Annotated in this window: 12 protein-coding genes and 2 tRNA genes; 4 read left to right on the top strand and 10 right to left on the bottom strand. The window is 65.3% G+C overall.

Annotation, left to right across the window (positions count from 1 at the left end):
- Positions 1–316 precede the first annotated feature (316 nt).
- Positions 317–1,075, bottom strand: a complete 759-nt coding sequence (locus NNX34_RS10560) for an SDR family oxidoreductase (protein ID WP_255766448.1) — start codon at positions 1,073–1,075, stop codon at positions 317–319.
- 9 nt (positions 1,076–1,084) lie between these two features.
- Complete coding sequence (locus NNX34_RS10565; protein WP_255766449.1) at positions 1,085–1,984, bottom strand: hypothetical protein; 900 nt, start codon at positions 1,982–1,984, stop codon at positions 1,085–1,087.
- 306 nt (positions 1,985–2,290) lie between these two features.
- Here NNX34_RS10565 and NNX34_RS10570 point away from each other — a divergent pair, with 306 nt between their 5' ends.
- Both NNX34_RS10570 and valS read left to right on the top strand, forming a co-directional pair.
- Positions 2,291–2,614, top strand: coding sequence for a hypothetical protein (locus tag NNX34_RS10570; protein WP_255766450.1), 324 nt, complete (start codon positions 2,291–2,293; stop codon positions 2,612–2,614).
- 47 nt (positions 2,615–2,661) lie between these two features.
- A complete protein-coding gene (gene valS, locus NNX34_RS10575) occupies positions 2,662–5,289 on the top strand; it encodes a valine--tRNA ligase (protein ID WP_255766451.1) in 2,628 nt (875 codons plus the stop codon).
- A gap of 70 nt (positions 5,290–5,359) precedes the next feature.
- On the opposite strand, the gene NNX34_RS10580 is transcribed toward valS, so the two are convergent.
- The 6 genes from NNX34_RS10580 to NNX34_RS10605 form a co-directional block, all read right to left on the bottom strand.
- Positions 5,360–5,998 (bottom strand): DsbA family protein, encoded by a 639-nt coding sequence (locus NNX34_RS10580; RefSeq protein ID WP_255766453.1) that lies wholly within the window; start codon positions 5,996–5,998, stop codon positions 5,360–5,362.
- A gap of 66 nt (positions 5,999–6,064) precedes the next feature.
- Positions 6,065–7,357, bottom strand: coding sequence for an ATP-dependent Clp protease ATP-binding subunit ClpX (gene clpX, locus NNX34_RS10585; protein ID WP_255766454.1), 1,293 nt, complete (start codon positions 7,355–7,357; stop codon positions 6,065–6,067).
- 168 nt (positions 7,358–7,525) lie between these two features.
- Complete coding sequence (locus NNX34_RS10590) at positions 7,526–8,200, bottom strand: ATP-dependent Clp protease proteolytic subunit (RefSeq protein WP_227921049.1); 675 nt, start codon at positions 8,198–8,200, stop codon at positions 7,526–7,528.
- 47 nt (positions 8,201–8,247) lie between these two features.
- The gene (locus tag NNX34_RS10595; protein WP_227922731.1) at positions 8,248–8,868 is read right to left on the bottom strand and encodes an ATP-dependent Clp protease proteolytic subunit; all 621 of its coding nucleotides are present in this window, start codon (positions 8,866–8,868) and stop codon (positions 8,248–8,250) included.
- Positions 8,869–9,147: 279 nt separating this feature from the next.
- Positions 9,148–10,503 (bottom strand): trigger factor, encoded by a 1,356-nt coding sequence (tig, locus tag NNX34_RS10600; RefSeq protein WP_255766455.1) that lies wholly within the window; start codon positions 10,501–10,503, stop codon positions 9,148–9,150.
- Between the two features lie 54 nt (positions 10,504–10,557).
- Positions 10,558–10,631, bottom strand: a tRNA-Pro gene (locus tag NNX34_RS10605).
- A gap of 151 nt (positions 10,632–10,782) precedes the next feature.
- Here NNX34_RS10605 and NNX34_RS10610 point away from each other — a divergent pair.
- Positions 10,783–10,856, top strand: a tRNA-Gly gene (locus tag NNX34_RS10610).
- 107 nt (positions 10,857–10,963) lie between these two features.
- Here NNX34_RS10610 and NNX34_RS10615 read toward each other — a convergent pair.
- Both NNX34_RS10615 and NNX34_RS10620 read right to left on the bottom strand, forming a co-directional pair.
- A complete protein-coding gene (locus tag NNX34_RS10615) occupies positions 10,964–11,884 on the bottom strand; it encodes an Fpg/Nei family DNA glycosylase (protein ID WP_255766456.1) in 921 nt (306 codons plus the stop codon).
- Positions 11,884–12,354, bottom strand: coding sequence for a ribose-5-phosphate isomerase (locus NNX34_RS10620; RefSeq protein ID WP_255766457.1), 471 nt, complete (start codon positions 12,352–12,354; stop codon positions 11,884–11,886). The genes NNX34_RS10615 and NNX34_RS10620 overlap by 1 nt, the downstream gene beginning before the upstream one ends.
- A gap of 248 nt (positions 12,355–12,602) precedes the next feature.
- Here NNX34_RS10620 and NNX34_RS10625 point away from each other — a divergent pair, with 248 nt between their 5' ends.
- Entirely contained in the window at positions 12,603–15,698 is a 3,096-nt protein-coding gene (locus NNX34_RS10625; protein WP_255766458.1) for a zinc-dependent metalloprotease family protein, read from the top strand.
- The last annotated feature ends 157 nt before the right edge of the window (positions 15,699–15,855 follow it).

Below are 15,855 nucleotides of genomic sequence, written 5' to 3' on the forward strand. Positions count from 1 at the left end.
AAGTGAATCTGGCTGTGGAACAGGATGCGAGGGCGGCCTCTACCGGCCCCGAAAGGCCGGCGGTAACCGCGGTACCACCTCGCTTGCCGCCGTGCGTTCCCGCTGGTGCTGGGGTCGCGCGGCTGCCGCTCATTGACTGCTGTGACGGGCTTACCCGTCCGGTTCTACTGGGCTGCCCCTATTTAAGGGGTAGCTGTTCTTCCGGAAGCTCACCGGTGATGGCCGGGTCAGTGCTGTTCCGGTCAAGTTTAGGCCACGCCCGCGCCGGTTGTCGAAGCACCGTCCCCGGCGGGGCGCTCCGGGAGTACCTGCCCGCCTACAATCCGGTGCGTATGACCTTGTGCTGGGCAGCCTGCGCCAGCGGGCGCAGGACCACCTGGTCCAGGTTGACGTGGTGCGGCACGTTCAACGCGAACGCGATGACCTCGGCGACGTCTTCCGCCGTCAGCGGCTTTTCGACGCCGGCGTACACCTTGTCCGCAGCCTCCTTGTCCCCCACCCGGTTCAGGGAGAACTCCTCTGTCTTGACCATGCCCGGGGCAATCTCGATGACACGGACATTGTGTTCGGCTTCCTCCAGGCGCAGCGTCCGGGCCAGCATTTCTTCCCCGGACTTCGCTGCACTGTAACCGGCACCGCCCTCGTAGGCGGTAAAGGCCGCCGTCGACGTGAGCAGCAGTACCGATCCCCGGCCGTTCGCCCGCAGCGCGGGCAGGAATGCCTGCGTTGTCCGCAGTGCCCCCAGCACATTGACGTCGTACATGCGCTGCCAGTCGCTGATGCTTCCGTTCGCAACCGGGTCGAGTCCGAAGGCACCGCCGGCGTTGTTGATCAAGGCGTCCACTCCCCCGCCCGCCAGGACCTGCTCGGCGAGCCGTGCCACCGAAGCGTCATCGGTGACATCCGCAGCGATGGCTTCAGCGCCGGTTTCCCCTGCGAGCGCCTCCAGCTTCTCCCTCCGACGGGCGACGGCGACGACGTCCCAGCCCGAGGCGCGCAGTGCGCGCACTGCGGCAGCCCCGATCCCTGAACTTGCTCCGGTAACAACGGCCCGCTTCGGTGTGATCTCAGTCATGGCACCACTTTAGCCAGCGTTTGGTTCCGTCCTGGTTTTGCGGCGCTTTCCTTCCCTCTGTGACGACGGCGGCAGCTGGGCATGTTCGCGAAGACTCCACATGTCCCGCGTCTTTTTCACCAGATCCACATACTCTTCCGGCCGGTGCAGGACAAGTTCCGCGGTGATTCTCAGCGTGATCCACCCGCCCGCTGCCGACGTGTTCCAGCGTCGCCGGTCCGCGCGGTAGTGCTCCCGGCTGCTGTGGAACGCGAACCCATCGATCTCGATGATCAGCCACCCGTCAACAAGCAGATCCACTCGTCCGAGACCAGGCAGGGCCACCTCTGTCTCAACCCGCAGTCCGGCGTTCAGCAAGTGGAACCGCGCGCAGACCTCCAGCGGTGATGCCGTGGTGCGCCGAACGGTCCCCAGCAGGGCCCGGACCTGCCAGTCCTGCTGACCGGAGAATTCCTTCTGCAGGCTCTGCAGTCCTACGGCTTTGGTTACGACTGCGGATTCCGCCATCACCAGTGCGTCCAGCGGGGGAAGGCAGCGGAAGGCGTCCTTCAGGATCTGCCGGGGCGGTGCTATCAGCCGGTGTGCCGACCGCTGTCCCCGGTGGACAACCGTGCCGGGTATTGACCGGGCCGCGTCGCACCGGACGTGTACGGTTTCGGGTGGGGTCAGCAACCACCACCAGCCAAGAATGTCGGCCGCCGAGGTGCATGTCAGCGAGGTCTGGCTGCGTGCGGCATGGACCAACCGGGCGTCTGCCTGAGGCAGCGCCAACGTTCCGCGGGCCACGCGCCGGACGATCCCGGTGCGCAAGGCCTGGTCGATCGTGCGCCGAGGGAACCCGTTGGCGGTCAGCGTCCCGTAGCTGGCTACTCCGTAACGTGTGAGCAGGAATGCCTCCAGTTGCTGCATCCCCTCACAGTGGTGGGTCTCCGGCCGGTTGTTGCTCTTCCGTGCTGCGGGGTGGCGTGCATCAGGTCACCCGATGCGGTTCGGTCCTGTGTGGAGGGATGGAGGCCGTGCCTGCCCGCACGGGGTCCCACGGTTTGGGGCTCCTGGCATCTCCCGAGCTCCCACCAGCACCAGCAGCACCACCCGGTGGGACGCTGTGCTCGCAGCAGACCCCCGCCCCGCACAGGCGGGGGCCAAGCTGTAGGCTCTCGGTACGCCGTCCCCGCTAGCTGCCCCGACCCTCCGCGAACCGAACAGGACCTGTCCATGCCTCTTGTCACCAGATTCCTCGCCGGAGTACTCCTTGCCAACGCAGTCCCGCACGGGGTCAGCGCCGTCCAGGGCCGAAGGTTCCCCACCCCGTTTGCCAATCCGCCCGGCGTCGGACTCTCGGGCCCCGTGGCCAACGCCGTCTGGAGCGCCCTGAACGCAGCGGGCGGCGTCGCCCTTCTGGGCCGGGCCCCGTCCGGTCCACGTGAACGCATCTCGCTGCTCACCGGAGCAGTCGCCATGACCTTCTTTCTGGCCCATTACTTCGGGAAGTCACCGCAGGACGGGAAACAGGCGGCAACACCCGGGACAGTCCGGTAAACCCGGCAGTGCCTCAGACCATAGGCCTACATGGAAGAATGGAAACCATGGCTGAACATATCCCGGGCACAGACACGCCCGACAACGAACCCCAGACCGTTTCCGTCCCCGACAAGCCCGCCCTTGAGGGGCTTGAGTCCAAGCTGAGCGCCCGCTGGCGCGAGGAGGGAACGTACGCGTTCGAGCCGGACACGGTCCGCGACGAGGTCTACTCCATCGACACTCCCCCGCCCACGGCCTCCGGCTCGCTGCACGTGGGGCACATGTTCTCCTACACGCAGACCGATGTGATGGCCCGCTACAAGCGGATGACCGGCAAGAACGTCTTCTACCCGATGGGCTGGGACGACAACGGCCTGCCCACTGAGCGCCGCGTGCAGAACTACTACGGTGTGCGGTGCGATCCCACCAAGCCGTACGACGCCGACTACCGTCCGCCGGCCAAGGCCGCGAAGAACCAGCGTGATTTCGACGTCGTCTCCCGCCGCAATTTCATCGAGCTGTGCGAGGAGCTGGCGGTGGAGGACGAGAAGGTCTTCGAGGACCTCTTCTCCACCCTGGGCCTGTCCGTGGACTGGAACCGCACCTACCGCACCATCGACGACCACTCACGTGCCGTCAGCCAGCGCGCCTTCCTGGACAACCTGCGGGCCGGCGACGCCTACATGGCCGAAGCCCCCACGCTCTGGGACGTCACCTTCCGCACCGCCGTGGCCCAGGCAGAGCTTGAGGACCGCGAGCAGCCCGGCGCCTACCACCGGGTGAGCTTCCACGCCCCCGACGGCGAGAAGATCTACATCGAGACCACCCGTCCGGAACTGCTGCCGGCCTGCGTTGCCCTCGTTGCGCATCCCGACGACGAGCGGTACCAGCGCCTCTTCGGCACCACGGTGAAGTCGCCGCTGTTCGACGTCGAGGTGGAAGTGAAGGCGCACCCGCTGGCCAAGCCCGACAAGGGCTCCGGCATCGCCATGATCTGCACCTTCGGCGACCTGACCGACGTGACCTGGTGGCGCGAGCTGAACCTGCCCACCCGTGCCGTGATCGGCCGCGACGGGCGCATCCTCGCGGATACCCCGGAGTGGATCGCCACCGAGACGGCCAAGGAAAACTACGCGGCCATCGCCACGAAGACCGTCTTCAGCGCCAAAGAAACCGTGGTGGAAATGCTCCGCGAAAGCGGCGACCTCGACGGCGAACCGAAGAAGATCACCCACCCGGTCAACTTCTTCGAAAAGGGCGACAAGCCCCTCGAAGTGGTCACCAGCCGCCAGTGGTACATCCGCAACGGCGGCCGCGACGAGGAACGCCGCGAACGCCTGATTGCCCGGGGCAAGGAAATCGACTTCCACCCGGCGTTTATGCGCTCCCGCTACGAGAACTGGATTGAGGGCCTCAACGGTGACTGGCTGGTCTCCCGCCAGCGCTTCTTCGGCGTGCCCGTTCCGGTCTGGTACCCCCTGGATGCCGCCGGCAACCCGGATTACGACCACCCGGTGCTGCCGGATTCGGCATCCCTCCCCGTGGACCCGGCCGCCGAACCGGCTCCGGGCTACGAAGAGTCTGCCCGCAACCAGCCGAACGGCTTCATCGGCGACGCGGATGTGCTCGACACCTGGGCCACCTCCTCGCTGACCCCGCAGATTGTGGGCGGCTGGAGCGTGGACGAGGACCTCTTCGCGAAGGTCTTCCCGTTCGACCTGCGGCCGCAGGGCCACGACATCATCCGGACCTGGCTGTTCTCGTCAGTGGTCCGCGCCGATGCGTTGAACGCCGCTGCGCCGTGGAAGCACGCCGCGATTTCGGGCTGGATCCTGGATCCGGACCGGAAGAAGATGTCCAAGTCCAAGGGCAACGTGGTGGTCCCCACCGACGTGCTGAACGAGTTCGGTTCCGACGCCGTGCGCTACTGGGCCGCTTCGGCGAAGCTCGGAGCGGATACGGCATACGAAATTGCGCAGATGAAGATCGGCCGCCGGCTGGCCATCAAGCTGCTCAACGCGTCAAAGTTCGTCCTGAACCTGGGCGCTACGGAGAAGAACGTGGCCCTGGCGGACACCTCGGTGATCACCAACGCGCTGGACCTGGCACTGCTGGCCCAGCTGACCGACGTCGTCAACGCCGCCACGAGTGCTTTCGAACGCTACGACTACGCCAAGGCACTGCAGCTGACCGAGTCCTTCTTCTGGTCCTTCACGGATGACTATGTGGAGCTGATCAAGGACCGTGCCTACGGGGCTGCCGGGGACGCGGAGCAGGCTTCGGTGCTCGCTACGCTGGCAACCACGCTGGATGCGCTGCTGCGCCTGTTCGCACCGTTCCTGCCGTTCGCCACGGAAGAGGTCTGGGGCTGGTGGCGCGCCGGATCGGTGCACCGCGCGCCGTGGCCCAACGTAGACGGCCTCGCCGCCGCAGTGGTGGATGCCGACGCCGGCATCCTCGGTACGGTTGCCGCCGCCCTGGGCGGTATCCGCAAGGCGAAGTCCGAGGCCAAGGTGAAGCAGCGGACCGAGGTCCTCAAGGCCACGGTCACCGCGCCTGAGGGTGCCGTCGCCCGCCTCCGTGCCGGGCAGGCGGATCTGAAGGCCGCCGGTAACGTCCGCGAACTCAACCTGGCCGTCGGCGAGGGCGAGCTGAGCGTTTCCGACGTCGAACTGGCACCGCCGGCAGAGTAACCGCAGCAGGACAGCAGAACGCCCGGCCGGGTTACCCGGCCGGGCGTTCTGGTTTATGGAAGCAAAGCAATCAGTCGAACTGCGGGCTCTCGGTACGGCTGCGCTTGAGTTCGAAGAACGCCGGGTTGGAGGCAAGCATAACGGCGCCGTCGAACATCGCGCCGGCCTCTTCGCCCCGCGGTATGCGGGTCAGGACCGGGCCGAAGAAGGCGGTGCCGTTGAAGGCCACGATGGGGGTGCCGACGTCGTCCCCCACCTTTGCGATGCCTTCCTTGTGTGAGGCGCGCAGCTGGGAGTCATACTCGTCGGTTTCGGCGTACTGCGCGAGCTCGGCGGGCAGGCCCACCTCGGCCAGGGCCTCACGGATCACCGTGGGGAAGTCGGAGTTGCCGCCGATATGGATTCGGGTTCCCATGGCGTCGTACAGCTTCTTGATGTACTCGCTGCCGTGCAGTTCCTGCGCTGCGATGATCACGCGCACAGGACCCCAGGCCGCATCCATCCGCTTCCGGTAGTCCTCCGGAAGGTGGTCGCGCCCCTCGTTCAGCACGGACAGGCTCATGACGTGCCAGTTGGTGCGGACGTCGCGGACCTTTTCCACCTCATCCATCCAGCGGGAGGTGACCCAGGCGAACGGGCACATCGGGTCAAACCAGAAATCGGCAGTCGATGCGGAACTGGCAGGCGACGCAGAACCATTTACGGTCACGGAAACTCCTTCGAAGCGGTCGATGGCGCATTCAACGCCGAACGTACTACTCCTCCCAACCCCGTACTACGCGGATTTGTTCCGGCGCTTGGTGGCGACTGCGTGGGAGATAAGGGTCGGTTCGGCCTTCTTCTCCACGGTATCCGCGGTAATGACCACCGTGGCGACGTCCTCCTGGCTAGGCAGGTCGAACATTACCGGCAGCAGCACTTCTTCGAGGATGGCACGCAGGCCGCGGGCTCCGGTGCCGCGGTCCAGCGCCTGGTCCGCGATCGCGTCCAGGGCGCCCTGCTCGAAGGTGAGTTCGACGCCGTCGAGCTGGAACATCTTCTGGTACTGCTTCACCAGGGCGTTCTTCGGCTCGGTCAGGATACGGATCAGGGCCGTGCGGTCCAGATTGGACACGGTGGTGATGACGGGCAACCGGCCGATGAATTCGGGAATCAGGCCGAATTTGAGCAGGTCCTCGGGCATGACCTCGGCGTACGAGTCCGTGCCCTTGGTGGTTTCGATCAGCGGCGCGCCGAACCCGATGCCCTTGCGGCCGGAGCGCGAACCGATGATTTCTTCCAGTCCGGCAAAGGCGCCGGCCACGATGAAGAGGACGTTGGTGGTGTCGATCTGGATGAATTCCTGGTGCGGATGCTTGCGTCCGCCCTGCGGCGGCACGGAGGCGACCGTTCCTTCGAGGATCTTCAGCAGTGCCTGCTGTACGCCTTCGCCGGAGACGTCCCGGGTGATCGAGGGGTTCTCGCTCTTGCGCGAAATCTTGTCGATCTCATCGATGTAGATGATGCCCTGCTCCGCCTTCTTGACGTCGTAGTCCGCCGCCTGGATGAGCTTGAGCAGGATGTTTTCCACGTCTTCGCCGACATACCCGGCTTCGGTGAGCGCGGTGGCGTCGGCGACGGCGAAGGGGACGTTGAGCCGGCGGGCCAGGGTCTGCGCCAGATAGGTCTTGCCGCAGCCGGTGGGACCGATCAGGAGGATATTGGACTTGCCGATTTCGACGTCGTCGGCCGCTACCGCGTCCGCAAGGTTGCCGGCGTTGCGCGGAGCATGGCCGGCCTGGATCCGCTTGTAATGGTTGTAGACCGCAACGGCCAGCGACCGCTTGGCGGGTTCCTGGCCAATGACGTATTCCTGCAGCGAGTCGAAGATTTCCCGCGGCTTGGGCAGCTCGAAGGTACCCAGGTCAGCAACCTCGGAGAGTTCTTCCTCGATGATCTCGTTGCAGAGGTCGATGCACTCATCGCAGATATACACGCCGGGGCCGGCAATGAGTTTGCGTACCTGCTTCTGGCTCTTTCCGCAGAAAGAGCACTTGAGCAGATCCGTGCTCTCACCAATGCGAGCCATAGTTCAGTCCCCTTAGATGGTCCATCAAAAACGGTTCCGCAGCATGGGCTGAGCCAACCATGATCCACTCTAGGACACTTGGAGGAGCTATTCAGCAACCAAACGGCCCGTGGTGCGATATTACGCGCCACGGGCCGGCTGGACATGCCGTTATTTCGGCGAAGCAGGTTACATCTTGTTAATGGCCGGCGTCTTGAGCTTGCGGGAATCAAGCACCTGGTCGATCAGCCCGTATTCCAGGGCCGAGTCGGCGGTCAGGATCTTGTCACGCTCGATGTCCGTATTGACCTGCTCGGAGGTGCGGTTGGAGTGCAGCGCCAAGGTGTCCTCCAGCCAGGTACGCATCCGCATGACCTCGGCGGCCTGGATTTCCAGGTCGGAGGCCTGGCCGCCCTGGCCGCCGGACAGCGACGGCTGGTGGATGAGCACGCGGGCGTTCGGCAGTGCCAGGCGCTTGCCCGGGGTCCCTGCGGCCAGCAGCACGGCGGCGGCGCTGGCAGCCTGACCGAGGCAGACCGTCTGGATCTCCGGACGGATGTACTGCATGGTGTCGTAAATGGCCGTCATGGCCGTGAACGAGCCGCCCGGGGAGTTGATGTACAGGGTGATGTCGCGGTCCGGATCCGTGGACTCAAGCACCAGCAGCTGGGCCATGACGTCGTCAGCGGACGCGTCATCAACCTGGACGCCCAGGAAGATGATGCGGTCTTCGAACAGCTTGGTGTACGGATCCTGGCGCTTGAAGCCGTAGGGCGTGCGCTCTTCGAACTGCGGCAGGACGTAGCGGCTGGTGGGCATCTGCGGGGCGACGGCGGAGCCGGCGGTGCCGAAATTATGGTTCATGAATTACTCCTGAAGTCTGCAAATGGAGGGGTGGCTGGCCGGGGACCCTAGTCCTCGTCCTTGCCCTCTGCCTGGTCCTGGTTGGTTCCGCCGCCGCCGGTCACTCCGCCTGCGTGTGCGGAGATCTTGTCGAAGAAGCCGTATTCGAGGGCTTCCTGCGCGGTGAACCACTTGTCGCGGTCATTGTCCTTGAGGATGGTTTCGACGGTCTGGCCGGTCTGCTCGGCAGTCAGCTCAGCCATCACACGCTTCATGTTCAGGATCAGCTCGGCCTGGATCTTGATGTCCGAAGCCGTGCCGCCGATTCCGCCGGAGGGCTGGTGCATCAGGATGCGGGCGTGCGGCGTTGCGTAGCGCTTGCCCTTGGTGCCGGAGGAGAGCAGGAACTGGCCCATGGAGGCGGCCAGGCCGGTGGCGACGGTGACGACGTCGTTCGGGATGAACTGCATGGTGTCGTAGATCGCCATGCCTGCGGTCACGGAGCCGCCGGGAGAGTTGATGTAAAGGTAGATGTCCTTCTCGGGATCTTCCGCGGAAAGCAGCAGAAGCTGGGAGCAGATCGCGTTGGCATTCTCGTCCCGGACTTCCGAGCCCAACCAGATAATCCGCTCCTTGAGCAGGCGGTTGTAGATGTAGTCGTCCCGGCCGGCCGGGTCCACCGTAGCCATGGTGGGTGTGTTCGGTGCAGTTGCCATACTGAGTGACCTCTCGCTCTGGCAGGAACGGATGCTGGCCGTGCCAGCGGCTCCTGCCGTTTGTCTCTTCTAGGACACTAGCCTGTCGCGGCGGCGATCTGCTTCTGTTTGGCCGGCTGTTCGCTGACGGCGCACGATGCGCGTCACATCGGTCTGTGGCGCGGGCCGCCCGCCAAAGGAACGCTTAAACCACTGTGCCGCCGGCCCTTTCGGACCGGCGGCACAACAGGCGGTTAAGGAAACCGGGACAGGCTAGGCCTTGTCTTCGTTCTGCTGCTCTTCTGCTTCTGCTTCTGCTGCCTCGACCTCTTCGCCGGCGGGCCGGACGAATTCGGTGAGGTCGATCTCGGCACCGGTGGTGTCGGTGACCTTGGCCAGCTCGAGGACCTTGGCCAGTGCCTTGCGGCGGCGGACTTCGCCGACCATCATCGGAACCTGGCCGCTCTGGTCGATCAGCTGGGCGAACTGGTTCGGATCCATGCCGTACTGCGAAGCGGAGGAAACGATGTAGTCGATCAGCTCGTTCTGGTTGACCCCTACTTCTTCCTTCTCGGCTACGGCGTCAAGGATGATCTCGTTCTTGAACGCCTGCTCGGTGTTGGACCGAACCTCGGCGCGGTGCTCTTCGGTGTCGTGGTCCGGACCGGAGGTCTGGGCGCTCTCGGAGTTGAAGTGCTGTTCGATCTGCTCTTCGATGACGGATTCCGGAACCGGAACCTCAACGAGCTCGAGCAGCTTCTCCAGGACCTTGTCGCGGGCTTCGACGCCCTGCTCCATCAGCTTGGACTCGGCCGCGCGCTTGGTGAGGTCTTCGCGGAGCTCGGCGATGGTGTCGAACTCGCTTGCCAGCTGGGCGAAGTCGTCGTTGGCCTCGGGGAGCTCGCGCTCCTTGACTGCCTTGACGGTAACGGTGACCACGGCGTCGGAACCGGCGTGCTCACCGCCGGCCAGCTTGGTGTTGAAGGTGGCGGATTCGCCGCTGCTCAGGCCGGTAACGGCCTCGTCCATACCCTCGAGCATGGTGCCGGCGCCTACCTGGTAGGACAGGTCAGCAGCGGAATCCACCTCTTCACCGTCTACCTTGGCGACCAGGTCCATGGTCAGGAAGTCATCGGCGGCGGCGGGGCGGTCCACGGACTTCAGCGTGCCGAAGCGGCTGCGCAGCTCGTCCAGGGCCTTGTCGACGTCGGCGTCGGAAGCCTCGGCGGGCTCGACGGTGACCTCGAGGCCGGCGTAGTCCGGGAGCTCGATTTCGGGGCGGATGTCCAGCTCGACGGTGAAGACCAGCTGGCCCTCGTCGGTGGTCGGGTCCGGCACTTCGGTGATCTCAACTTCGGGCCGGCTCAGGGGGCTGATTCCGGTTTCCTGGACGGCTTCGGCGTAGAAGCCGTTGAGTCCGTCGTTGATCGCCGTCTCGAGGACGTAGCCGCGGCCAACGCGCTGATCGATGAGGCGGTTGGGAACCTTGCCCTTGCGGAAGCCCGGGACCTGCACCTGAGTGGCGATGGTCTTGTAGGCCTCTTCGATGCTCGGCTTCAGTTCCTCGAACGGAACTTCGACGTTGAGCTTTACCCGCGTGGGTGTGAGGTTTTCTACGGCGCTCTTCACAGCGTAAGTTCTCCTGAGGGTTCTGGGATTGGTCTGCACCATGGTTATACAGAGTCGGGGTGACAGGATTTGAACCTGCGACTTCCTGCTCCCAAAGCAGGCGCTCTTCCAAGCTGAGCTACACCCCGTCAGTGCACCTGACAGCCTACCTGCCCTGAAGCTGGTATGACGAATTTTCCCGGCACCACGATCGATTCCGCACCCGGTTGGGAGCCGGATACGGGCCGATTACTCACGGCCGGTTTTCGCGTGCTAAGGTAAAACCTGCCTTACGGCGCCGGGGATGTAGCTCAATGGTAGAGCCTCAGTCTTCCAAACTGATTACGCGGGTTCGATTCCCGTCATCCCCTCCACCTTAGAAGGGCCTTCCGCCGCGCGGAAGGCCCTTCTTGCTTTTAGGCCCGTGCAGGCCAGGCGGCCAGGCAGGTGCCCGCGCCCGCGCTCAGTCGGCCTGGCAGGATCAGTCGGCCTGGCAGGACGGGCACCAGTACAGTTTGCGGGCGCCCATCTCGGTTCCCGCCACCGGGGTTCCGCAGCGCCGGCACGGCAGTCCGGTCCGCTTATAGACATAGTGGGCCTCGGACACGGGGACCGGCTCGCCGGTGTCGTCCCGGTCCTGCGGCTCCGTAGTGATGATCCGGCCCTGCCGCACTCCGTCGTTCATCAGGCGCACGACGTCGTCCCACAGGGCCCCCGCCTCGGCCTCGCCCACGCTGCGGCCCAGCCGCCAGGGTGAAATCCGGGCCCGGAACAGCACTTCGGCGCGGTAGACGTTGCCCACCCCCGCCAGCACCTCCTGGTTCATCAGCAGGAGGCCGACAGGCGAGCCCTTGCTGCGCAGCCGGCGCGTGAATTCCGCAGCACGCCCGGCACCTGCGGCGCCGTCATCCCCGGCGCCGCCGTCCCCGCCCGCCAGCGGGTCCGGCCCCAGCCTGGCCAGCACCTTTCGGCGTTCGGCTTCGGTCACCACCTCGCAGGCGGTGGGGCCGCGCAGGTCCGCCCAGCCGTGCTTGGAAACCAGCCGGACCCGCACCGCCCCCTTGGGTTCGGGCGGCCCGGAGTAGCCCGCGCCGTCGTCGCCTGCCACCTCCTGCTCCCCCAGCCGCCGGGGCGCTCCGATACTGGAGGATCCGATGAACGTTTCGTCCCCGCCGAAATCGAAGGCGCCGTAGAGGCCAAGGTGGATGCGCAGGTAGAGATCATGGTCGAAACGCAGGAACAGCTGCTTGCCGTGGGCTTCCGCCGCCTCGAGCACATGTCCGTCCAGCCGGGCGGCACCGGCAGCAAACCGGCCCTGCGGGCTGCTTACGGTGAGCCTTTCGCCACCGAACACCGAGGAGAACTGCCGGGCCAGGCGGTGGATGGAATGCCCTTCGGGCATTAGAGCGTGGAGCCGGTGGTTTCGTACCGTGCAATCTGTCCGATCCGGCGGACATGGCGTTCGGCGTCGCTGAAGGGCTCGGCGAGGAAGGCTTCGATGATTCCGGTGGCCTCCTCTACGCTGTGCTGGCGCCCGCCCACGGCGACGATATTGGCATCATTGTGCTGGCGTGCGAGCTTTGCGGTCTCCAGGTTCCAGGCCAGTGCGGCCCGGATTCCCCGAACCTTGTTGGCGGCGATCTGTTCGCCGTTGCCTGAGCCGCCCAGCACGATTCCCAGGGCATCCGTGCCCGCTTCCTGATCCCGGACAACGGCCTCGGCCGCATCGATGCAGAACGCGGGGTAATCGTCCTCGGCATCGTATTCCCGGGGGCCGTGGTCGACGACGTCGTACCCCTTGCCCGTCAGATGGGCAATGAGGTGGGAGCTCAGTTCCATGCCTGCGTGGTCGGTTGCAATATGGACGCGCATTTGGGGTAAGTCCGTTTCTTGAGGATGGGGAAAAGACGCTTCCAGCCTAGCTTCCGCTGCAGCCGCGTCTCCAAATTCCCCCGGCCCGACCGGAAACCGCCCTTACATGGCGTTGCTGCGTGCCGATAGAGCAGGTAGGACTATACTCCGATCCCTCCGGATTGGAGCGGTCTACCCGCGTCCGACGCTGGCGTCGCGGATACAGCACCGTTGCGCCCACCAGGAATCGCCCTACAAGGATTAGTCATTTGAAAAGTGCAAAACTCGCCGTTCTGGCCCTCCTCGCCGTTTCGCTGACAGCAGGAGGGCTTCCGGCACAGGAGTACGCCGTCCCCGGCGAACCCGCGGCCACACAGGTCCCCGCCGATCCCGGCGCCGCCACCCTGCCTCCCTCTCCTGCGCCCGACGCCGGCAGCGCCGTCGCGGAAGCCGTGCCGGAGGCTGAACCGACGCCATCCGCCCCGCTGACCGCCGACCCGGCTGAGGAACATCCCGCCGACGGCGATGAAAGCCACACGGACACGGCCGAATCCGGGGATGAGCTCGGGTACGACCCCGTGGTCGGCGGGGGCTTCCCGGTCCCCGGTCCCAACACTCCGATGGTCACGGACCCGGACGGGACCGTGCGTTCCGCCGTGGAGACGGACATCTCCGCAGCGCATGACCACGGCGCCTCTGCCTTCAGCAGCGCGGCCGGCGGTGCAAGCACGATGGGTGCCGCCGCCCGCAGCGGGACGATCAACATCACGCTCGTGTACGCCACGCTTACCGATAACCGGGGCGCGGTGAATGAAGCCGGAGCACTTAACTCGATGACCGCGGCCAACCAGTACTGGCGTGCCATGTCCAACGGCCGGCTGGGCGTGCTCCATACCAGCACCCGCGCCATCAACAGCTCCGCCAATTCCCGGCAGGACTACGCCGACATGATGAATACCATCAAGCGTGACCTCGGATGGCGGGACAGCGCCAACAATGCCCTGCTGGTCTTTGTGCCTGCCGGCGATCTCAAGAGCGGGGGGTACGGCGGCATCCTCGGCGGCGGCTGGACTTCCGGTCCCACCAGCGGTTCGGTGTTGATGCCGCAGCCTTCGGGCTTCACCAACAACGTGGTGACGCACGAATTCGGCCACGTACTGGGCCTGCTGCACGCCAACAGCCTCAAATGCAACAACGGCCGATCCGATATCGGTGTCGGCTCCAACGGCGCCTGGGCCGACGGTTCCTGCACCTCGCGTGAGTACGGAGACACTTCCGATCTCATGGGTTACGCACAGTATCCTTCGCCGGCCATTAATTCGTATTTCTGGGACGCCGGCGGTTTCGGCCGCGGCGACGAGATCTACAACGCCGGTACACCCGGATCCTCGATCACCTACACCCTGAGGCCCTGGGCCGGCTCTTCCGCGCAGCGTGCGGTGAAATTCAGGGATTCTTCCGGCGAGACCTATTACCTCGAGCTTCGGCTTCCGGTGGGATATGACGAGTCCACGGCTGTCGGCGGCAACCGCGGCGTGAAGATCGTCAAGCCGGACCTGGCGAACGACTGGGCCGTGAATTCCCTGGTTATTGCACCCAACACCCGGGATTTCAGCGGTTATACCAATGCCAACAGCACCTGGCAGGCCGGCCAGACCTTCACCTCGCATTCCGGCACAACGGTGCACGTCAACTGGATCAGCGGCGAAGCCGCGTCCGTCACGGTGACCGGCGGCGTCGCCGCTCGTGCCGGAGCCCCGATCGACGAAGCCCGCAGGGCGCACCCGGAGCTGGGCAACGCGATCGGCGATATCCGCGGCGGGTTGAAGGACGGCGGGGCCTACCAGGACTTCCAAAACGGAGCCATCATCTGGTCCCCCAACACAGGTGCACGCGTTTCCACCGGAGCGATCCGCTCCGCCTGGGCGTCCACCGGTTTCGACGCCGGCTACCTCGGCCTTCCCACCAGTGACGAGGTCTACGGCCTGCCCAACGGCGGCGCCTACCAGGATTACCAGGGCGGCGCCATTATCTGGTCGCCCGCCACCGGGGCGCGGGTCTCCAAGAACGGCCCGATCCGCACCGAGTGGGGCTACACCGGTTTTGAACGCAGCTACCTGGGCTATCCCACGAGCAACGAAATAGGCGGACTGCCCAACGGCGGAACCTACCAGGACTTCCAGAACGGAGCCATCATCTGGTCTCCGGCCACGGGTGCGCGCGTTTCCCGGAACGGACCCATCCGTGAAGCCTGGCGCCGTTCCGGCTTCGAGAACAGCCCCATCGGCTACCCGACGACAAACCAGGTGACGCTCGCAGACGGCGGCACCTCCCAGGAGTACCAGCGCGGAACCATCATCCACTCCCCTGCGTCCGGGGCCTGGATCGTCACGGGTGCCGTCCGGAATGTCTGGCGTGCCGCCGGAGCGGAAAAGTCGGACCTCAAATATCCCGTGGGCAATGAAGTCCTGATGGGGACCCAGGGCACCTACCAGGACTATCAGGGCGGTGCCATGATCTGGTCCGCTGCGACCGGAGCACAGATCTCCAAGAGCGGCCCCATCCGCTCGGCCTGGGGCGCCACGGGCTTCAACGCCAGCTACCTTGGGCTTCCCACCGGCCCGGAGACAAGCATGGGCACTCAGGGGAAATACCAGGACTACCAGGGCGGCGCGATCATCTGGTCGGAGAAGACCGGGGCCAGGATCTCCCGGAACGGTCCCATCCGCTCGGCCTGGGGCGCCACAGGCTTCAACGCCGGTCCGCTGGGCCTGCCGACCGGGGAGGAACGGGCCATGGGCACCCAGGGCAGCTACCAGGACTACGAAGGCGGAGCCATTATCTGGTCCGCAAAGACCGGAGCCCAGGTCTCCGTGAACGGACCGATCCGCTCCGCCTGGGGTTCCACGGGCTTCAACTCCGGCTATCTGGGGCTTCCCACCGGAGGGGAACGGAGCATGGGAGCGCAGGGCAAGTACCAGGACTATGAGGGCGGCGCGATCATCTGGTCCCAGAAGACCGGGGCGCAGATCTCGAAGAACGGGGCAATTCGTTCAGCCTGGGGCTCCACCGGTTTCAACTCGGGCTACCTCGGCCTGCCGACCAGCGGAGAAAAATCCTCCAACGGCGGAACCACACAGGAATACGAGGGCGGCACCATCCTCTCCTCTGCCGGCACGGGAACGCATATCCTCGCAAACGGGCCCGTCCGGGACGCCTACCGTGCGCAGGGCGCGGAGACGGGACGTCTCGGATACCCGACCTCCGGTCCGACCGCGGCCGCAGGCGGTGCAACGGTCCAGAGCTTCAAGGGCGGAAAGATCACCCGGGATGCCGACGGCAAGGTACAGGTCAGCTACAACTAGCGGCTGACGGCAGGACACCGGAACGGCGGATTGCTCTTTGCAATCCGCCGTTCCCTGCTTTGGAAGGGTGCTTGGCGGTGAGAGACTGTTGCACAAGATCACTAGTGTGGAAGATTCTTGCAAACACCATGAATCCGCCGCACTCCTTGTCCTTGAG

Source organism: Arthrobacter sp. zg-Y1116 (assembly GCF_024385485.1).
In the GTDB taxonomy this organism is placed as follows: Bacteria; Actinomycetota; Actinomycetes; order Actinomycetales; family Micrococcaceae; genus Arthrobacter_B.